Genomic DNA, 19101 nt, shown 5'->3' on the forward strand with positions numbered 1-19101 from the left:
TTGAAGGTAGGGGTGTATGGAGGCATAACCCAGGAGTTAATCATGCCTAAAGTTACCATGCGTCAAATGCTGGAAGCCGGTGTTCACTTCGGACACCAAACCCGTTACTGGAATCCTAAGATGGCACCGTACATCTTTGGTGAGCGTAATAAAATTCACATCATCAATCTTGAGCAAACCCTGCCCATGTTTAATGATGCACTGAATTTTATCGGCAAATTAGCCTCTAAAAACGGCAAGATTTTATTCGTTGGTACCAAGCGTTCTGCCCGCGAAGCGATTCAAGATGCAGCTCTTTCTTGCAAAATGCCTTATATCAATCACCGCTGGTTAGGCGGTATGTTGACCAACTTCAAGACCGTTAAACAATCGATTCGTCGTTTGAAAGATCTTGAAAAAGGTATGGAAGAAGGCGCACTGCAACGTCTTAATAAGAAAGAAATTTTGATGCAACAGCGCGAGCTGGAAAAATTAGAGCGTGGCTTAGGCGGCATTAAAGAAATGAAAGGCTTACCTGACGCTATTTTCGTTATTGACGTGGGCTATGAGAAAATTGCTCTACAAGAAGCGAAAAAATTAGGTATTCCGGTCATTGGGGTAGTAGATACTAATAACCCATTGCTTAATGTTGACTATCCTATTCCAGGTAATGATGACGCAATTCGTGCCATTCAACTGTATGTGACTGCTATCGCAGATACCATCAATGAAGCCCATGCTACTATTACTAATAGTGGTGGTTCATTAGAAGAGCCTACAGAAGAAGACGACGTTGAAGTTGAAGACGATGTCGTGGTCGCTGCTGATTCAGACGACGCTGATCAAGACTAATCTGGAAATGATTATTTGTGTATACATCGCATTTTATGTCGATGTGTACCTAACGTGAGGATAAAGAAATGGCCATTACTGCTAAAATGGTACAAGAACTGCGCGAGCGTACTGGCGCAGGCATGATGGATTGTAAAAAAGCATTGACTGAAACCAATGGTGACATGGAAGCCGCTATTGATTTAATGCGTAAGTCAGGTGCTTTGAAAGCAGAGAAAAAATCAGGTCGTGTGGCTGCTGAAGGCCGTGTTGTGATTAAAACAACACCTGATCGTAAAGTAGCTGCTTTAGTTGAAGTGAATAGCGAAACCGATTTCGTGGCTAAAGATGCGAACTTTGTTGAGTTTGCTGAAGCGGTTGCCGATGCGGTATTAGCCAAACGTCCAGCGGATATGGCAGCTCTAGCGGCTTTACCATTGGCTAGTGGTCAAACGGTAGAGGAAGCACGTGCGGCCTTAGTCGCTAAAATTGGTGAAAATATCCAAGTTCGTCGTTTCCAAATCGTCGAAGCATCTGAAGGCGCGATTGCTACTTACTTACACAGCAATAATAAAATTGGTGTGGCAGTGAGTGTGACGGGTGAGGAAGAGCTAGGTAAAGATTTAGCGATGCACATTGCTGCAAGCCGCCCAGTTTGCCTCGATGAGTCTGGTGTACCGGCTGATATCGTAGCGCGTGAGCGTGATGTACAGTTAGACATCGTAATGCAAAGCGGTAAAAGCCGTGAAATCGCAGAAAAAATGCTTGAAGGCAAAATGCGTAAATTCTTGGCTGAATTAACCTTATTAGGCCAACCCTTTGTGAAGGATGCGAATCAAACTGTCGCACAACTCTTAAAGTCTAAAGGCGCTAAGGTAACGACCTTTGTACGTTTTGAGGCGGGCGAAGGGATTGAGAAGAAGCAAGAAAATTTTGCTGATGAAGTGAAAGCACAAGCAGCACAAGCGGCTCAATAATGAATTGAGTTAAGCACAAAAAAGGGGCAGTCATTGCCCCTTTTTTCTATCACCCGTATCCAGATTCTCTTAGATTGTTTTACACTTACTGGCTGTTGTAAGGAATTTAATATGGCTCAACGCATTCAACCTAAACGTATTTTATTAAAACTCAGTGGCGAAGCGCTAATGGGTAATCAAGATACGGGTATCGATCCGGTTATTTTGAATCGGGTCGGACGTGAAGTTTTAGAGGTACAAGCGCAAGGCGTTGAGGTTGCTTTAGTCATTGGTGGTGGTAACTTGTTTCGCGGAGCAGGTTTAGCCGCAGCCGGTATGGATCGTGTGCGTGGTGACCAAATGGGCATGCTCGCAACCGTGATGAATGCAATTGCCATGCAAGATTGTATCGAGCAACTCGGTGGTCGTTGTGACATTATGACTGCCATGACGATTGAAGGCATGAGTGAACGTTTTAATGCTCATGAGGCTAGACGCCGTTTACAAGCTGGTGCTGTGGTGATTTGTGCCGCAGGGACAGGCAATCCTTTTTTTACCACCGATACTGCAGCGAGTTTGCGAGCGGTAGAGTTGGAAGCTGATTTGCTATTAAAAGCGACTAAGGTCGATGGTATTTATACCAAAGACCCCGCTAAGCATGCGGATGCGGTGCGTTATGACCAGCTAAAATTTGATGAAGCCATTGCTAAACAGTTAGGAGTGATGGATTTAACCGCCATGGTAATGTGTCGGGATAATCGACTCCCCCTATGTGTGTTTGATATGTTTGCAGCGAATGCTCTCAGTGCTATTGTGCAGGGAGCAGCGATAGGTACTCTGGTAGAGGTTTAAGTTTATGTTAGATGAGATTAAAAAAGACGCCGATGTGCGTATGCAGAAAAGTATTGAGGCACTGAAAGCCGCTTTTGTTAAAGTTCGTACCGGACGTGCTCATCCGAGTTTATTGGATCATATTACTGTTGATTATTACGGTTCCCCCGTACCTTTGAGCCAAGTGGCGAATGTATCGGCAGAAGATGCCCGTACACTCACGGTGACTCCGTGGGAAAAACCCATGGTAGCCGTGATTGAAAAGGCGATTTTGAATTCTGATTTAGGCCTAAACCCTAATAGTGCAGGAACCACCATTCGTGTACCGTTACCCCCCTTAACCGAAGAGCGCCGTAAGGACTTAGTAAAAGTCGTCCGTGGCGAGGCAGAAGGGGCACGGGTTGCGATTCGCAATATCCGCCGTGATGCGAATGATAAATTGAAAGCACTGCAAAAAGATAAGCAAATTTCCGAAGACGAAGAGCGTCGCGGACAAGATGCGGTGCAAAAGGTCACTGACCAATATATCAAAGAAGTGGATGTTGTTTTAGAGCGTAAAGAACAAGACTTGATGGCGGTGTAATGACTCAATCCCAACGACCCCGCCATGTGGCGGTTGTGATGGATGGTAATGGGCGCTGGGCGAAAGCACGTTTATTACCGCGCCTCTTAGGTCATCAGCGGGGCGTTGAGGCGGCTCGTAAAGTGATTCGCGGTTGTAGCCAAGCAGGGGTCGAGTGTCTCACCCTGTTTGCGTTTAGTAGCGAAAACTGGAAGCGTCCTGAGGACGAGGTTTCTGGTTTAATGTCGCTTTTTATGACTGTGCTTGACCGTGAAGCAGAGGGGCTGATCCGACACAATATTCGGCTCCATTTTATCGGTGATCGCCACGCTTTTTCCCCTAATCTACAAGCCAAAATTAGCCAAACCGAAGCCAAAACCGCGCACTGCACGGGAATGCGCCTCTTAATAGCGGCTAATTATGGGGGGCGTTGGGATATTATTCATGCTGTGCAAGCCTATCTGAAGGCTCATCCTCAGGCCGATCCCCTGACTTTAACAGAGCAGTCTATAGCCCCCTATCTTAGTACCGCAGAGCTAAATGTACCTGAACCCGATTTGTTTATTCGCACGGGGGGAGAGTGTCGCATTAGTAATTTCTTATTGTGGCAATTGGCGTATGCTGAACTGTATTTTACTGATAAGTTGTGGCCTGAGTTTAATGAGCAAGATTTACAAGCTGCTTTTGTTGATTTTGCCAAACGTCAGCGCCGTTTTGGTATGACAGGTGAGCAAATCACGCAAGGAACCGACCATGCTTAAGCAAAGGGTTATTACAGGTATTATTCTAGTCGCCATTGTACTCGCAGCCTTATTGCTGTTACCGCCGACGGTATTTGCGGTGCTGTCTTTAGTGGTCATAGTAGGCTTAGGTAGTTGGGAGTGGGCGGCACTGGTGGGTTACCGTTTTATGCCCCAGCGCTTAGTCGCTATGTTACCCACACTCGTATTAGCCCTGCTGTTATTATTAATGCAGCCCCCGGTCATGCCTGTGGTAGTGGTGGGTGTGATGGTATGGGGAGGCATTTTAGGTTTGTTATGGCATTATCGCCAACACACCCGTTTTTATCGTGATTATCTGTGGTTATTACCTATGTTGGGCATTTTAGTGCTCAGCATTGCTTGGTATGCACTCAGCCACCTAAATGCCTTATCGGTGGGGTATGTCCTCTATGTGATTGGCTTAGTAGCGGTCGCTGATACGGGCGCGTACTTTACGGGCAAACGGTTTGGCAAAGTTAAATTAGCGCCGGAATTAAGTCCGGGTAAAACCCGTGAAGGGGCTTATGGAGCATTGGCTTTAGGTACTATTTGGGCTATTGCTGGGGCGTTAGTATTGGGTTTTTCACTCGGACAAAGTATTGCCTTTGTGGTGTTGTCATTAATAGTCGTTATTTTTTCCATTGCGGGCGATTTATTTGAAAGCATGGTCAAGCGTGAAGCAGGCGTCAAAGATAGCGGTCAGCTTTTACCGGGGCATGGAGGGATTCTAGATCGCATTGATGGCTTATTAGCGGCATTACCAGTATTTTCTCTTGGCTTATGGTGGATTAGGAGCGGTCTATGAAAAGCGTCACGATTCTAGGTGCAACCGGCAGTATTGGAGTGAGCACCCTAGATGTGATAGCCCAACATCCTGAGCGTTTTAAAGTATTTGCTTTATCCGCCAGCCAGAATATCGAGCGCTTGTTTGCTCAATGCCAAGCCTTTAAACCCCGTTATGCGGTACTGACTCAAGTCAATGCAGCCGAGCAGTTACAAGCCCTACTGAAACAAGTTGATATACCGACAGAAGTGCTCGCAGGCGAGGAGGCTTTAAGCTTCATTGCAGCTCATCCTGATACTGACTATGTGATGGCAGCTATTGTTGGCGCAGCCGGTTTAAGGCCAACGCTTGCCGCTGCTCAAGCGGGTAAGCGGGTATTACTGGCAAATAAAGAAGCGCTAGTCATGTCAGGTCAACTGTTTATGGATGCAGTGCAAAGCGCAGGGGCAGAATTATTGCCGATTGATAGTGAGCACAATGCGATATTTCAGTGTTTACCGACGCAAAATAGACAACAGGGTGTTCAGAAGTTATTGTTGACGGCATCTGGTGGGCCTTTTAGAACGTGGGAGCAAGAGCGTTTAGCGAGTATAACGCCGGCTCAAGCGGTGGCTCATCCTAATTGGAGTATGGGAAAAAAGATATCGGTGGATTCTGCCACCCTCATGAATAAAGGGTTAGAAACCATTGAGGCCTGTTGGTTATTTAATATGCCAATGGAGCAGATTGAAGTAGTCGTACATCCCCAGAGTACGATTCATTCAATGGTAACTTATTGTGATGGCTCGGTCTTAGCACAATTAGGTAATCCCGATATGCGTACTCCGATTGCTTATGCGTTAGGGTATCCAGAGCGACTTCCGTCAGGGGTTGAACCCTTAGATTTCTTCCAGTTGGCGCGTCTAGACTTCGAGCGTCCCGATTTAGTACGTTTTCCGTGCTTGCGCCTCGCGGCTGAAGCGCATCAAGCGGGAGGCTATGCAACGATTGCACTGAATGCCGCGAATGAAGAAGCGGTGCAAGCATTTTTAAATCAGCAGATTGGATTTTTGGATATACCGCGATTGATTGAACAAGTACTGGCTCAGGCTTGCTCTGGAACCCCAACGACTTTGGAAACTATTTTTATTCAGGACAAGGACAGCCGTGAAGCGGCACTATCTTGGATAAAAAATAAAAAAATGTAGTGATGCCATGGACTTGCTAATTATTATCCCCGCCTTTTTGGTTACTATTGGTATTTTAGTAACGGTTCACGAATTTGGACATTATTGGGTTGCGCGTAAATTAGGCGTAAAAGTGCTGCGCTTTTCCATTGGTATGGGTAAGCCCTTTTGGTCAAAACGTGGTAAAGATGCCGATCAAGTCGAATATGCTTTAGCACCCTTTCCTATAGGGGGCTATGTGCAGATGTTAGACGAACGGGAGGGCGAGGTCGATCCTAGTGAAGTACATCGTGCCTTTAACCGTCAACCTGTATGGAAGCGTTTTGCTATTGTCGCCGCAGGCCCGATTGCGAATTTTATCTTGGCAGGTCTTTTATATACGCTGATGTTTAGCATCGGTATACCGGCTTATCCTGCTCTGGTGAGTGCTCTACCGAATACGCCTGCTGCTACTGCTGGCTTTCAGGTGGGCGATAAAATCGTTGCTGTGGCGGGACAAGAGGTTGCTAGTTTTCAAGATGCACGCCAAATGCTCTTAGAGCAATATCTAGCTGATCCTATAGTCAGTGTTGAGGTGGAAACCCAACAAGGGCAACGTACAACTCGTTCTCTCGATTTAACCGATATTCCCATGCTAGCGGATGAGCGCGATTATTTTCAAAAAGCAGGTTTACGTAGTTGGGCACCTCAATTAGCGGTTTATGCCAGCGGTATTCTTCCCAATAGTCCCGCAGAACAAGCAGGTGCTCAAGCCAATGATAAAATTCTAGAAATTAATCATACACCGATTGGTATGAGTGAAGATGTGATCCGTTTGGTGCGTGCGAGTGAGGGCAAAACGCTAGAGGTCAAGGTAGAGCGTGTTTCGGGTGTCACTAACCTCAATATTACCCCCCAGTTACAAGAGGTCAATGGTCAAAAAATCTTTACGATGGGCGTGGGTCTCACTGAGCGTAGTCCGCCTGAGGTGGTAGAGAAGCTGCAATTTACCCAACGCTATGGCGTGATCGATGCGCTAGTGCGTGGTCTTGAGGAAACCCAACGCATTACTGTGATGTCCGTTCAATTAATGGGACGTATATTCACGGGCGAGGTTTCACTGACCAATATTAGTGGGCCTTTAACTATTGCGCAGTTTTCAGGGGAAGCAGCAAAGTCGGGATTAACCTACTTTATCGGTTTTTTAGCCATTATTAGTATAAGTTTAGGTATTTTAAATTTGTTACCTATTCCGATGTTGGATGGCGGGCATTTGCTGTTTTACATAGTAGAAATGATAAAAGGCTCGCCTGTGTCTCAACGGGTAGAGGAATTGGGCATGCGTGTCGGCTTGACAGCTATTGGTAGCTTGATGGTTTTGGCCTTGTATAACGATTTAATGCGGTTGATCAGATAATCATGAATAAACAACTAATTCGTCTTTCCGTTGCTAGTGCCTTGGTGGTTAGCCAACCTGCATGGTCTGCTAGTTTTGTAATCAAAGGGATTGAAGTACAGGGGTTACAGCGCTTAACACCACAAGCTGTGATGCAATACATTCCAGTACGAGCAGGGCAACGTTTTGATGAATCTCAGGCAAATGAATTATCACAAGTCATCTATCAAACAGGTTTGTTTGAGGATGTAAAGCTCGCTAGGCGCGGGAGTATTTTGATTGTAAAAGTCATTGAGCGCCAAGCAATCGGAGAAATTAATATTAGTGGTAATAAAAAATTACCCACCGCTAATATTTTAGAGTTTCTAAAAAAGCTTAATATTGCTAAAGGCAATGGTTTAGATAAGCAAGCACTCGCCAAAGCGGAAGAAGAGTTGGTGAAAGCTTATCAAGGGCAGGGGCTTTATAATGCCACTGTCAATATTTCCAGCCGTTCTTTAGGTCAGGGACGCAATGCCGTTGATATTAAAATCAATGAAGGGGGCGGTACTCGTATTGAGAGCCTTGATATTGTAGGTAATCAGGCTTTCTCCGATGCCGTATTACTAGGTCAATTTGAGTCAGGGGTTAAAAAAGGGATTTCATTCTTTAGTACTCGTGATCAATACTCGCGGGAAAAATTAGCGGCTGACTTAGATAAGCTCGCGGCTTTTTACCGTGATCGAGGCTATATCAAATTTGAAGTGGTGTCGGTTGATACCTTGCCCGGCACCACGAAACAGGGCATTAAAATTAAAATCACGATTAAAGAAGGCGCACAATATCGTCTCGGTCGTGTCGGTGTGGGGGGTAATTCTAAATTATCCCAGCCCCAAGTAGATAAACTGGTGGCACTGAAATCAGGGCAAGTCTTTTCGCAAAAGAATTTAGAATTAACGCGGAAAAATATTGAAGATGCACTAGGTAAGCAAGGCTTTGCTTTCACTCGCATAGGGCTAGAGCCACAAATTGATGAAGCCAATCGCATTGTTAATTTGCAGCTAGTCGTTGATCCGGGCAAACGGGTTTATGTCAGACGGATTAATATTCGCGGTAATAATCGCACTAAAGATGAAGTCTATCGCCGTGAGATTCGCCAATTAGAAAGTGCGCCTTTATCTAAAGAATTAATTGAACGCTCTAAAACCCGTCTACAGCGCTTAGCTTATGTAGAGGATGTTAATATTACGCCAGAACCCGTTGCTGGCACTTCCGATCAAGTAGACTTAAAAATCGAAATTACCGAGCGCTCGTCGAATCAGTTTCGTATTGGGGCAGGTTATTCACAATCGGGCGGTATCTTGTTTAATACTGAGTTAAAACAAGATAACTTCATGGGTACCGGAAAAGAGCTAGAAATCGCTTTTGATAATAGCTCAGCTAATCGTAACTTCCGAATTGGTTATAATAATCCGTTTTATACCAATGAAGGGGTCAGTCGCGGCTTTAATATTTATTATAATAAATACAATGCCGAGAAAGATGATATTTCGAGTTATATCTCTAATCGGATAGGTGCTGATCTAAGCTATGCTATTCCAATTGGTGAAAATGATGCTTTTCACTTTAAATTCGGTGCTGAAAAACGGGAAATTGTCCTAGGCTCAGATCCTGCTACGCATATTAAAGAGTTTACCGATAAGCATGGGCTTAAATACCGTCAATTACCAGCGACGTTAAGTTATGTACATGATACGCGTAATCGTGCGCTATTCCCTACTAGTGGGCAACGTCATCGGGTGTCAGTGCAAGCGGCTATTCCCGGTAGTGATCTGCAATATGCTAAATTAGGCTATGATGGGGCGTTGTATAAAGAAATTAATAGCGATTTTACCTTTGCTTTAAAGGGTAAAATCGGCCTAGGTAAGGGACGTAAGGATTTAGATAACTTACCTTTCTTTGAGAAATATACAGCGGGGGGTATTGGTACGGTACGGGGTTATGACTCTAATAGCCTAGGCCCTTTGGATAGTAATGGTGATGCTATGGGGGGGGATGTATTATTTGCCTCGACTGCGGAAGTTTATTTCCCAGTACCCTTCGCAAAGGATATGAAAGGCTTGAAGATGAGTGCTTTCGTGGATGTGGGTAATGTGTTTGAGGATACCAGTGCCTTTAAAGCTAAAGATCTGCGGGCATCTGTTGGCTTAGGTGCGGTGTGGGTTTCACCTTTTGGTCCTTTAGAGATTAGTGTGGCTCGGCCTTTAAATGCCAAAGATGGCGATGACAAACAAGTATTACAGTTTAGTTTAGGGGCTAATTTCTAGTAATATCAGAGCCTTTCTTAAGCGAAAAACTCATAGTCACAAGGACGTGAATTGAGTTAATGCGTACTTGAAGATCCGTAATGAAGACAGGGAGTACTTATGCGTTGGTTTATTCTTAGTCTGCTGTTGGTGGTTGTCGTCTTTATTGGTGTCTTTAGAGCACAAGCCGAGCCTGAGCCATCCCCGCGCCCCCCTGTAGTCGTTGATACGCAGCCTAATGCGCCTAAACCCATTCCGCCTAAACCTAAAATAGCTGTGATTCCTTCGCGTACCGTCGTTGCGACGGTGAATGTGGGGGTATTATTAAATCGAGCACCACAATCTGCAGCAGCAACTGAAAAGCTAAAACAAAAATATGCCCCAGTTGAGGCGGAGATAGAGCGCGAGCAGCGGGCTATACAAGAACTACAAGATCAATTGTCTCAATTAGAAGAAGAGGGGCGCTTACAAAAAGACCGTGATTTACGTAGTCGGCAGCGTAATTATGAGCGAGCCGTAGAGGATTATCGTGCGGAATTACGTCTCGCCCGTGATGAGCAATTAGGTTTAGTACAAAAACAAGTAGTCGATGCCATTAATACAATACGCATACAAAATAAGATCGATATTGTATTAAAAGAGAATGACTATATTGCGGCTAGTCCCCAAGTCGATATTACTGATCAAGTATTAGAGTATCTACAACAACAATTTAATAACCAATCAAATAATACTAATACGCCTATTACTAAGGAACACTAGTTTATGTCTACTGTTGCATTGGCTAAAACGTTAGAATCAATTGCTACCTATTGTGGGGCGGAATTAAAGGCCACTGATCCAAATAAATTAATTTCAGGGGTTGCGGCGGTTGATTTAGCGCAGGCTCATGAGTTGAGCTATATTCGCGGGGGGCAATATCGGCAGTTTTTAACCAGTACCAAAGCGGGTGCTTTAATTCTACCGCCCGATTTAGCAGCCGAGTATTCGGGTGATTGTTTAATTCATAAAGATCCCTACTTAGCCTATGCCCAAGTAGTGACTTTATTTTACCCCCCAAAAGCCTTTCCTAGTGCTATACATCCTACCGCCGTTATGGGCGAGCACGTGAGTATTGCAGATGGGGTGCATATTGGTGCTTATGTAGTCATTGGTGCGGGTACAGAAATTGCGGCAAATGCGATTATTGGAGCGCATACGGTAATAGGTGCAGGGTGTCGCATTGGTGCTGATACTTTATTACATCCTCATGTTACTTTGGCGGATGATACAGAAGTGGGTGAGCGCTGTATTATTCATTCTGGTGCGGTATTAGGGGCGGATGGTTTTGGTTTTGCGCCTCAGCGTGATGGGACTTGGTACAAAATTCCACAAGTGGGCAAAGTTGTCTTAGGTAATGATGTTGAGATTGGGGCGAATACTACCATTGATCGTGCTGCATTAGGTGTGACACGTATTGGGGATGGGGTAAAGCTCGATAACCTGATTCAGGTGGGACACAATACCGAAATTGGTGCACATACTGCGGTGGCAGCCTGTACAGCGATTGCAGGAAGTGCCAAAATTGGGCGCTTTTGCCGAATTGCAGGGATGTGTGCGATTGGTGGTCATTTAGAGATTGCTGATCATGTCATTATTACCGCAACGAGTATGGTGACTCACTCGATTCGCCACGCTGGGGTGTATTCAGCGGGTACTACTATTCAGGAAAATAGCCAATGGCGCAAAAATGCGGTGCGCTTTCATCAGTTAGATAAAATGGCACGGCGTTTAGCAGAATTAGAAAAGCAAATGGCTGCCTTGCAGCCGGATCATAAGGAACTGTAACAGCATGTCGACGATGAATGTCAACGAAATCAAAAACTATTTACCCCATCGTTACCCGTTTTTATTAGTGGATCGGGTGTTGGAGTGTGTAGAAGGTGAACGTCTGACAGCGATTAAAAATGTGACTTGTAATGAGCCATTTTTTAATGGGCATTTTCCTAGTCAGCCCGTGATGCCGGGTGTGTTAATTATTGAAGCCCTTGCCCAAGCCACAGGGCTGTTAGGTTTTAGAACCATGGGCGAAGAGCCGCGTGTAGGTGTGCTCTATATGTTGGTCGGTGTGGATAAGGCACGCTTTAAACAGCAGGTCGTTCCGGGTGATCAACTGGTATTGTCAGTGGAGCTTAAGAATCGCAAAGGTATTATTTGGGTTTTCGATGCCAAAGCGACGGTTGAGGGCAAGGTCGTTGCTTCTGCTGAACTCATGTGTGCTGCCAAAGAAGGTGCTATTTGAGCTTAATCCATGCTACTGCTGTTATTCATCCTAGTGCTGAGCTAGATACCGAGGTTGAAATTGGTCCTTATAGTGTTATTGGGGCTAAAGTAAAGATCGGGCGCGGGACTCAGATTGCCTCTCATGTTGTGATTGAGGGGCCTACAACCATTGGGCAAGAGAATCGTATTTTTCCCTTTGCCTCTCTGGGTGCTGAGCCACAGGATAAAAAATATGCAGGTGAACAGACTGAGCTAATTATTGGTGATCGTAATGTGATCCGAGAGTGCTGTACCTTTAATCGCGGCACGACTCAGGATAAAGGTAAAACCATCCTAGGCAATGATAATTGGATCATGGCCTATGTGCATATTGCACATGATTGTATCGTGGGCAATAACACTATTTTTGCTAATAGTGCGACGTTGGCGGGGCATGTCACCATTCATGACTATGTCATCTTAGGTGGTTTTACCTTAGTCCATCAATTTTGCCATATCGGTGAGCACGCTTTCACGGGTATGGGAAGTGCGGTCGGGAAGGATATTGCGCCTTATACCATGGCCTATGGTAGCCCCGTCGAGCCGCGTAGTATTAATGCCGAAGGCTTGAAACGCCGTGGTTTTGAGCCAGAGGCTATTTCACGCATTAAAAATGCCCACCGTTTACTTTATCGACAACACCTAACCCTAAACGAAGCATTAAGCCAAATTGAAACAGAAATGGGACAATTCCCCGAAATTCAACTATTATTGGCTTTCTGCCGCCAGAGTGAGCGCGGCCTGATTCGGTAAGTGTGTAAATAAGGCATGATCAAGCGTATAGCCATTGTCGCGGGCGAGACTTCGGGCGATCTGCTGGGCGCTAGGTTGATTAAAGCACTCCAGATTCAAAATCCAGACTTAGTTTTTGAAGGTATTGCAGGCACTGAAATGCAGGCAGCGGGCTGTCGTTCGCTTTATCCTATGGAAACTCTGTCAGTTATGGGCTTGGTGGAAGTCCTCAAGCATTTACCTGAGCTACTCAAAATTCGGCGCGAGCTAATTAAGCGTTGGACACAGAATCCCCCTGATTTATTTATTGGTGTAGATGCACCCGATTTTAATCTACCCCTCGCTAAGCGTTTACACGCTCAAGGCATTAAAACCGTACACTATGTTAGCCCCTCGGTTTGGGCGTGGCGACAAGGGCGGGTGAAAAAAATGCAGGGCGCGATTGATCTAATGCTGACCTTATTCCCTTTTGAGGTCGAGTTTTATCGCCGCCATCAGATTAAAGCAGTCTTTGTCGGACACCCCTTAGCTGATGAAATAGTGTGGGACGGTGATCGTAGCATTGCACGCCAAACATTAGGTGTAGCGACTTCAGGCAGTAAGGTTATTGCCCTTTTACCTGGTAGTCGTCTAGGCGAGATAAAGCGCTTGCTGCCCACCTTTTTACAAGCCGCTCAACAACTGAAGCAACGCCACCCCGAATGTTCTTTTATTATTCCAGCCGCTCACCCTAAAGCTCAGCAATTAATTCAGCAATTATGCTTAGCACAGACTCCAGAATTGGATTTAATCGTAATAGAAGGGCAGTCACGTACTGTCATGCAGGCAGCGGATTATATACTGCTAGCCTCGGGTACAGCGGTATTAGAGGGCATGTTAAGCGGGCGTTTAATGGTTGCGGCGTATCAAGTAGCGCCGCTCACGGCGTGGTTATTACGCACGTTTAAATTATTAAAGGTTAAGTATGTCACCTTACCCAATAATCTAGCCAATGAGCGCTTGGTTCCAGAGCTATTACAAGAACAAGTCACCATAGAAAATAGTGTGAGTGAAATAGAAAAACTCATGGCGTTAACACCTGAAGAGCGCGATTATTATCTGAATCAATTTCAAAACCTGCAACAGCAACTCAAGCAACAAGCCAGTGCAACCGCTGCAGCAGCTATTGTGCAACAATTTAATCTATAAGAAAGGATGATGGGTATGGCCTATATAACCAAATTTAAGGATGTTGGCTCGATTATTAGTTCGTCAGATCAATTTGGAGCCAAAATGTTTGAGGTTGCCGGCACTCATTTTGGCGCTTATCCGCGAGGTGTATTTGTTGGCACAGGTAGCGGGGTGGTGGCGCAATATTTTATTGACGCCGATATCCCTTTTAGTTTTGTAGAAAAGCACCCCGATTTTGTGGCGTTATTTAAAGAGCGTTTTGGGCGTAAAACCGATATCTTAGGGGGCGACTTTTTTGATCTCCCGCTGGATGAAAGCCGTTATGGTTTAGCCAATAGCTTGATTGTGTCTTGTATGCCAGTGACAGGGCCGTTTTTTTCTGAGCGCCTGGTGACACAATTTGCGGCTGCTTTAGAGCAAGGCTCGACTATTATTCAAATGAGCTATATCCCCTTAGTGAGTCAAATTGAGCTATTCCAAAAACTCAGAAAGAAAGGCTTTCATATTGAGCGTAGTGCGACGGTATTTTTTAATATTCCGCCTGCCTCTATTTTCACACTGCGTCAGCCGGGCACATGCGTTTAATCGCTGGAGTTGATGAGGTCGGGCGTGGGCCATTAGCGGGGGCGGTGGTGACTGCTGCTGTTATTTTAGACCCTTCACGCCCGATTCAAGGGTTAGCAGATTCTAAAAAGCTCTCCGAGAAAAAACGCCTGCTGTTGGCGGATTTAATTCGTGAGCGAGCCTTAGCATGGTCATTAGGGCGGGCTGAAGTGGAAGAGATTGATCAGCTCAATATTCTACAAGCCACCTTTTTAGCCATGCAGCGGGCGGTGGCAGGTTTAAGCATTCAACCGACCGAAATACTGGTCGATGGTAATCAATATCCGGCCTTTAATTGCCCCACCCAAGCCATTATCGGGGGTGATGCGACGGAACCTGCGATTAGTGCCGCCTCGATTTTGGCTAAGGTTACGCGTGATGCGGAGCTGATTGAGTTGGATAAACTGTATCCTCAATACGGTTTTGCCCAGCACAAAGGCTATCCAACCAAAGCACATCTTGCCGCATTGGCTCACTATGGGATTTTGCCAATTCATCGTAAGAGTTTTGCTCCGGTGCGACGTTATGTGGGGTTTTAGTGAATAGGTCTAAACATCTCATCTAACGAAAACCTACCGCTAGCCTGATAAAGCCTTATCTAAACAGTCAAGAGCACTAAACCAGCCTATTATCCATAGTGGTTAATACACTATGGAGCTTGCTATGTTTATTCCTAATTATTCCCCCTATGCACCTAATAGCAGTGCTATCAGTAGAGAGCATAAAGGGTATGTCCAGACTGCAAATCCTTTTATTAACTCCAGCTCGTCAACGAAGCAATTGCTGAATCAACTCATTGCTCTACTAACTCAACTGATCAAAGGGATGCAAGGGTCTAATCAACCTATATCTTCAAATACTCCATCAGCATCAAGACTGACTTTGGGTCAAGATACACAGGATGCATTAGCAGCAGCATGGCGTACTTATAATCCTAATCGTTCTCAAGAGGTAGGCCATATTCTGCTCAAAGAGGTGGTTGATACTAATGGAGATGGGAGATTATCGGCGGGGGATACACTCAATTTTCAGCAGGGTCAGCTTCCTCTTGGAGTGGATAGAGTGCTACCAACTGATGACCCATCAGTCATTATAAGCACGCCTGTCACCGATGAAATGCTCTTGATAAGCCTACCCTTTTATGACACTAGTCGAGCGCCTAGTGGTCGTTTTTCACAGGATGAGGATGGGGATAGAGGTAGTTTGGTTGCACAAGCTCTTAGAGCGCTAGGTTATAGGGATTTTATGGCAGGACCAGAACCTATTTCCGATATTATTAGAGTAATTTTACGGGTAGGTGAGGGTGAGCCTATTCCTACAGAAGCAGACATTCGCCAGCTGATTAATAATTCTCTTGCTAATAAAGAAATTGGAGGTAAGCCCGTTCTGTTACAAGAGGGTGAGCTGAATTTAGAAGTGGTAGTCAGTAATGAACCGCTTGGGGAACTTAGCTAATTACCTTATTTATCTGGTGTACATGATAGGAAAGAGTCATTCTTTCCTATCATGTATTGTTAGTATTTATGGGCTGGTAGTAGATAGATTGACATTAAGAAGAGAGAGGGACTCGTGAATGGGCATAAAAACCCCATAACCATAATAATTGCCAGTATTGGTTCCCAATGCGTAATTACCGGAGTACCAAGGGCCACCACTATCCCCTTTCTGGGAGGTAGCGTTGCTAGTAAGTACCATATTACCAAAATCTATATTCTCTATAGTTATATCCAGATCAATATGAGTAATATACCCACAGCTTTCTATATTGGTTACCCGACCAAATCGACAGACATAGGCATTTACAACTGGCCACATAGACCCGTATACAGGTCTGCTCTCATTAACATATTGGTTAGTATAGTAGTTATAGTATCTTGTGTGGAAGTATGGAGTGGCAAAATCGTAGTAACCTGTAGAGTTGAGGCCAAGAGATTGAAATCCTGCGTCACCAGAAGTGCCCACATCAGCTTGACCATATCCTAAGTAACCCCAAACCGCCATACTGTAATCATAAAACCAATTCATACCATACGGCTCTAGGCAATGACCTGCTGTTAACATACCATAAATATAAGGAGAAGATTTATAAACTGTAAATCCAGAGGTGCAGTAGGCGTCTAAGCTATTTTGAATTTTACTGCCACCTCTATGTATTGCATGGAGCTCTATAAAAGGTCCATCTTTTTCAATAGTTTCAATCTGAAGCTCGCTTTCATTCACCTTGAAATTTTTGTTTTTATTTAGTGCATTTTCATTGATGATTAAAGCAGTCTCTCTAGCAGTAGGTGGTTTGGATTTATCTTTACTGGGGCGAAAAATCTTAATTATCATTTTTTCCGTTTCAGGATCAATGGAAACTATCATGTTTTTATGTGTTTTTGAGAGGGATTTAGATACTTGCTTCACACGATCTGTTCTCTGTTTTCTAGAGAATTTTTTCCCACTGATAACAGCGACTTTACCGCTTTGCCCAACAATAGCCGCGATTAGTGACTCGATCTCTAAAGGTATGTTCTCACCAACAAAACTGATATAACCCTTTTTAGCCGGAAGCCGATCTAGTCGAACACTAGCAATAGTTTCGGGATAGTTTTTTTCTATGGTAGTGAATAACTTATAAAACTTGTCTTGGAAATCAAGTGCATCCAGTACAATATTTTTTTCAATCCCCAATTCTCTAGCAATAACCATAGCATCGGTTTGCCTAGACATGGCTTCATCATTAACAATATTTACAGAACCATCAGGGCTGAGGGCTGAGGGCTGAGGGCTGAGGGCTGGGAGTGGGAGGTGGTTCTTGTGCTGCAAACACTAGATTAGAAGAGATAATAAAAAACGCGAGAAAAGCAATTTTTTGATAACACATAGCATATCCTCTTGAGTAATTTTCATGAAACTCTTAATAGAAATTGAATGCTAACGTAATTATGCTTAAAAAACACGCATTATTAATACTATTTGTAAAAAAATAGCCCAATGCTGTAAGTCATTATGCTTGAGTAAGAGTTTTGCCCCAGTGCGGACGTTATGTGGGGCGTGAGTAGATCTAAACATCTCATCTAACGAAAACCTACCGTTAGCCTGATAAAGTGGTGTCGAAACGGTAAAGATATTTTTACTTTTCTATGCTTTATAGTGGTTAATACACTATGGAGCTTGCTATGTTTATTCCTAATTATTTCCCCTATGCACCTAATAGCAGTGCTATCAGTAGAGATCATAAAGGATATGCCCAGACCGCAAATCCTTTCATTAACTACAGATCCAGCTCGTCAACGAAGCAATTGCTGAATCAACTCATTGCTCTACTAACTCAACTGATCAAAGGGATGCANGGGTCTAATCAACCTATATCTTCAAATACTCCATCAGCATCAAGACTGACTTTGGGTCAAGATACACAGGATGCATTAGCAGCAGCATGGCGTACTTATAATCCTAATCGTTCTCAAGAGGTAGGCCATATTCTGCTCAAAGAGGTGGTTGATACTAATGGAGATGGGAGATTATCGGCGGGGGATACGCTAAATTTTCAACAAGGGCGATTTGACACGGCTATATCGGATAGGATGTTACCTACTGGTGATTCATCAGTCATCATAAGCGCTCCTGTAACGGATGAAATGCTTATGATAAGCCTACCCTTTTATGATACCAGTCGAGCGCCTAGTGGGCGTTTTTCAATGGACGAAGATGGGGAGCGTGCTAGCTTGGTTGCACAAGCTCTTGGAAATGCAGGTTATAAAAACCTTATAGCGGGGCCTAAATTTGCTTCAGATGTTATTGAGGTAACTTTACAAGTCGGAGAGGGTGCAGCTATTCCTACAGAAGCAGAAGTTCGCCAGCTTATTAATAACTCGCTTGCTAATAAAGAAATTAGTGGTAAACCAGTGAGTTTGCGTGAAGGTGAGCTGGCTTTAGAGGTAGTAGTAGGTAATGAGCCGCTTGTTCAGTTCCATTAACCAAAAGAGAGGATTTAGAAAATACATGCCATGAGGAAGTATTCATAATCTTTCTCATGGTTTATTCTAGATTTTTACCGAACCAGCCGTAAAGCCCCTTGCTTTAGCTAGGGGATATAAGGCGATCGGCGACAGCCGATGAAGGGTAGTACTACAGTAATAGCAGTTAGCAACTTTTGTAGTATAATCAATATCATGAAATCAGCCACTCACCTCAAAACCCTCAAAGTTCGCATCAAGGATAAGCACAAGCCTATTCTTGAACGTATGGCGTTTGAGGTGAATCAGGTGTGGAATGCTGCCAATGAAGAAACCGCCTATTATTCTCACTTTTTCATTCCAGAGTTTGGTTTTCACTCACTTTATCTCAGTGCGTATGATCTACAAAGCCAACTCAAAGGCATGAAAGCCGAACGAGGCTTTATNNTNCACTCCTCGACNATTCAAGAAACGATAGCCGTTCACGAAAAAGCGCGTAAGCAATTCAAGAAAAGCAAACTGCGTTGGAGAGTCTCGAGTGGTTCTAAACGCTCCTTAGGTTGGATACCGTTTAAAAAAGGTGCTGCGGTTTGGAAAAATGGACAAGTACGCTATGCGGGACACTTCTTTAAGGTATGGGATAGTTATAACCTAGCTCAATACGAGTTTCGTTCAGGCTCTTTCTCCCAAGAGGCACGAGGCCGTTGGTACTTCAATATTGTCGTAGAAGTACCCAATATTGAATTGACTGCTACGGGCGAAGTCGGCATCGATCTAGGTCTAAAAGACACTGCGACCTGTAGCAATGGGGATAAATTAGAGCG

General features: G+C 44.5%; 20 protein-coding genes. 19 read left to right on the plus strand and 1 reads right to left on the minus strand.

What is annotated here, in order from left to right; genetic code table 11:
- Positions 1-42: 42 nt before the first annotated feature.
- The 17 genes from rpsB to A3IK_RS0104700 all read left to right on the plus strand — a co-directional run bounded on the left by rpsB (position 43) and on the right by A3IK_RS0104700 (position 15791).
- A complete protein-coding gene (rpsB, locus tag A3IK_RS0104620; RefSeq protein WP_020558810.1) occupies positions 43-831 on the plus strand; it encodes a 30S ribosomal protein S2 in 789 nt (262 codons plus the stop codon).
- 68 nt (positions 832-899) lie between these two features.
- On the plus strand, positions 900-1787 hold the full coding sequence (tsf, locus tag A3IK_RS0104625) for a translation elongation factor Ts (protein ID WP_020558811.1): 888 nt from the start codon (positions 900-902) through the stop codon (positions 1785-1787).
- A gap of 111 nt (positions 1788-1898) precedes the next feature.
- On the plus strand, positions 1899-2618 hold the full coding sequence (gene pyrH, locus A3IK_RS0104630; protein WP_020558812.1) for a UMP kinase: 720 nt from the start codon (positions 1899-1901) through the stop codon (positions 2616-2618).
- A gap of 4 nt (positions 2619-2622) precedes the next feature.
- Positions 2623-3180 (plus strand): ribosome recycling factor, encoded by a 558-nt coding sequence (frr, locus tag A3IK_RS0104635; RefSeq protein WP_020558813.1) that lies wholly within the window; start codon positions 2623-2625, stop codon positions 3178-3180.
- Positions 3180-3920 (plus strand): polyprenyl diphosphate synthase, encoded by a 741-nt coding sequence (gene uppS, locus A3IK_RS0104640; protein ID WP_020558814.1) that lies wholly within the window; start codon positions 3180-3182, stop codon positions 3918-3920. The genes frr and uppS overlap by 1 nt, the downstream gene beginning before the upstream one ends.
- Positions 3913-4725: a phosphatidate cytidylyltransferase gene (locus A3IK_RS0104645; RefSeq protein ID WP_020558815.1), complete on the plus strand. Its 813-nt coding sequence runs from the start codon at positions 3913-3915 to the stop codon at positions 4723-4725. Before uppS ends, A3IK_RS0104645 begins: the two co-directional genes overlap by 8 nt.
- Positions 4722-5891 carry a 1-deoxy-D-xylulose-5-phosphate reductoisomerase gene (ispC, locus tag A3IK_RS0104650; protein WP_020558816.1) on the plus strand — a complete coding sequence of 390 codons (1170 nt, stop codon included), beginning with the start codon at positions 4722-4724 and terminating at the stop codon, positions 5889-5891. Before A3IK_RS0104645 ends, ispC begins: the two co-directional genes overlap by 4 nt.
- 7 nt (positions 5892-5898) lie before the next feature.
- The gene (gene rseP / locus A3IK_RS0104655) at positions 5899-7266 is read left to right on the plus strand and encodes an RIP metalloprotease RseP (RefSeq protein WP_020558817.1); all 1368 of its coding nucleotides are present in this window, start codon (positions 5899-5901) and stop codon (positions 7264-7266) included.
- A 2-nt stretch (positions 7267-7268) separates the two neighbouring features.
- The gene (gene bamA / locus A3IK_RS0104660; protein WP_020558818.1) at positions 7269-9551 is read left to right on the plus strand and encodes an outer membrane protein assembly factor BamA; all 2283 of its coding nucleotides are present in this window, start codon (positions 7269-7271) and stop codon (positions 9549-9551) included.
- Between the two features lie 99 nt (positions 9552-9650).
- Positions 9651-10292, plus strand: a complete 642-nt coding sequence (locus A3IK_RS0104665; RefSeq protein ID WP_020558819.1) for an OmpH/Skp family outer membrane protein — start codon at positions 9651-9653, stop codon at positions 10290-10292.
- Positions 10293-10295: 3 nt separating this feature from the next.
- Positions 10296-11357 carry a UDP-3-O-(3-hydroxymyristoyl)glucosamine N-acyltransferase gene (gene lpxD / locus A3IK_RS0104670; protein WP_020558820.1) on the plus strand — a complete coding sequence of 354 codons (1062 nt, stop codon included), beginning with the start codon at positions 10296-10298 and terminating at the stop codon, positions 11355-11357.
- Between the two features lie 4 nt (positions 11358-11361).
- The gene (fabZ, locus tag A3IK_RS0104675; protein ID WP_020558821.1) at positions 11362-11811 is read left to right on the plus strand and encodes a 3-hydroxyacyl-ACP dehydratase FabZ; all 450 of its coding nucleotides are present in this window, start codon (positions 11362-11364) and stop codon (positions 11809-11811) included.
- Entirely contained in the window at positions 11808-12584 is a 777-nt protein-coding gene (lpxA, locus tag A3IK_RS0104680) for an acyl-ACP--UDP-N-acetylglucosamine O-acyltransferase (RefSeq protein WP_020558822.1), read from the plus strand. The genes fabZ and lpxA overlap by 4 nt, the downstream gene beginning before the upstream one ends.
- A 15-nt stretch (positions 12585-12599) precedes the next feature.
- Positions 12600-13751, plus strand: coding sequence for a lipid-A-disaccharide synthase (gene lpxB / locus A3IK_RS0104685; RefSeq protein WP_020558823.1), 1152 nt, complete (start codon positions 12600-12602; stop codon positions 13749-13751).
- A 15-nt stretch (positions 13752-13766) separates the two neighbouring features.
- On the plus strand, positions 13767-14318 hold the full coding sequence (locus tag A3IK_RS0104690; RefSeq protein ID WP_020558824.1) for a hypothetical protein: 552 nt from the start codon (positions 13767-13769) through the stop codon (positions 14316-14318).
- Entirely contained in the window at positions 14309-14875 is a 567-nt protein-coding gene (rnhB, locus tag A3IK_RS0104695; RefSeq protein ID WP_020558825.1) for a ribonuclease HII, read from the plus strand. Before A3IK_RS0104690 ends, rnhB begins: the two co-directional genes overlap by 10 nt.
- Positions 14876-14999: 124 nt before the next feature.
- A complete protein-coding gene (locus tag A3IK_RS0104700; RefSeq protein WP_020558826.1) occupies positions 15000-15791 on the plus strand; it encodes a hypothetical protein in 792 nt (263 codons plus the stop codon).
- A 66-nt stretch (positions 15792-15857) separates the two neighbouring features.
- On the opposite strand, the gene A3IK_RS0104705 is transcribed toward A3IK_RS0104700, so the two are convergent.
- Positions 15858-17048 (minus strand): S1 family peptidase, encoded by a 1191-nt coding sequence (locus A3IK_RS0104705; RefSeq protein WP_020558827.1) that lies wholly within the window; start codon positions 17046-17048, stop codon positions 15858-15860.
- Between the two features lie 674 nt (positions 17049-17722).
- Here A3IK_RS0104705 and A3IK_RS0104715 point away from each other — a divergent pair.
- Entirely contained in the window at positions 17723-18298 is a 576-nt protein-coding gene (locus tag A3IK_RS0104715; RefSeq protein WP_245539454.1) for a hypothetical protein, read from the plus strand.
- A 195-nt stretch (positions 18299-18493) separates the two neighbouring features.
- Positions 18494-19101: hypothetical protein (locus tag A3IK_RS0104720; RefSeq protein WP_020558830.1), on the plus strand; the 608-nt coding region annotated here is incomplete at its 3' end.

The sequence above is a fragment of the Thiofilum flexile DSM 14609 genome (assembly GCF_000380185.1).
GTDB classification, from domain to species: domain Bacteria; phylum Pseudomonadota; class Gammaproteobacteria; order Thiotrichales; family Thiotrichaceae; genus Thiofilum; species Thiofilum flexile.

Coding starts and splice junctions, on each gene's coding strand:
- rpsB (WP_020558810.1), top strand. CDS start 43: ATGCCTAAAGTTACCATGCGTCAAATGCTGGAAGCCGGTGTTCACTTC.
- tsf (WP_020558811.1), top strand. CDS start 900: ATGGCCATTACTGCTAAAATGGTACAAGAACTGCGCGAGCGTACTGGC.
- pyrH (WP_020558812.1), top strand. CDS start 1,899: ATGGCTCAACGCATTCAACCTAAACGTATTTTATTAAAACTCAGTGGC.
- frr (WP_020558813.1), top strand. CDS start 2,623: ATGTTAGATGAGATTAAAAAAGACGCCGATGTGCGTATGCAGAAAAGT.
- uppS (WP_020558814.1), top strand. CDS start 3,180: ATGACTCAATCCCAACGACCCCGCCATGTGGCGGTTGTGATGGATGGT.
- A3IK_RS0104645 (WP_020558815.1), top strand. CDS start 3,913: ATGCTTAAGCAAAGGGTTATTACAGGTATTATTCTAGTCGCCATTGTA.
- ispC (WP_020558816.1), top strand. CDS start 4,722: ATGAAAAGCGTCACGATTCTAGGTGCAACCGGCAGTATTGGAGTGAGC.
- rseP (WP_020558817.1), top strand. CDS start 5,899: ATGGACTTGCTAATTATTATCCCCGCCTTTTTGGTTACTATTGGTATT.
- bamA (WP_020558818.1), top strand. CDS start 7,269: ATGAATAAACAACTAATTCGTCTTTCCGTTGCTAGTGCCTTGGTGGTT.
- A3IK_RS0104665 (WP_020558819.1), top strand. CDS start 9,651: ATGCGTTGGTTTATTCTTAGTCTGCTGTTGGTGGTTGTCGTCTTTATT.
- lpxD (WP_020558820.1), top strand. CDS start 10,296: ATGTCTACTGTTGCATTGGCTAAAACGTTAGAATCAATTGCTACCTAT.
- fabZ (WP_020558821.1), top strand. CDS start 11,362: ATGTCGACGATGAATGTCAACGAAATCAAAAACTATTTACCCCATCGT.
- lpxB (WP_020558823.1), top strand. CDS start 12,600: ATGATCAAGCGTATAGCCATTGTCGCGGGCGAGACTTCGGGCGATCTG.
- A3IK_RS0104690 (WP_020558824.1), top strand. CDS start 13,767: ATGGCCTATATAACCAAATTTAAGGATGTTGGCTCGATTATTAGTTCG.
- rnhB (WP_020558825.1), top strand. CDS start 14,309: ATGCGTTTAATCGCTGGAGTTGATGAGGTCGGGCGTGGGCCATTAGCG.
- A3IK_RS0104700 (WP_020558826.1), top strand. CDS start 15,000: ATGTTTATTCCTAATTATTCCCCCTATGCACCTAATAGCAGTGCTATC.
- A3IK_RS0104705 (WP_020558827.1), bottom strand. CDS start 17,048: ATGTCTAGGCAAACCGATGCTATGGTTATTGCTAGAGAATTGGGGATT.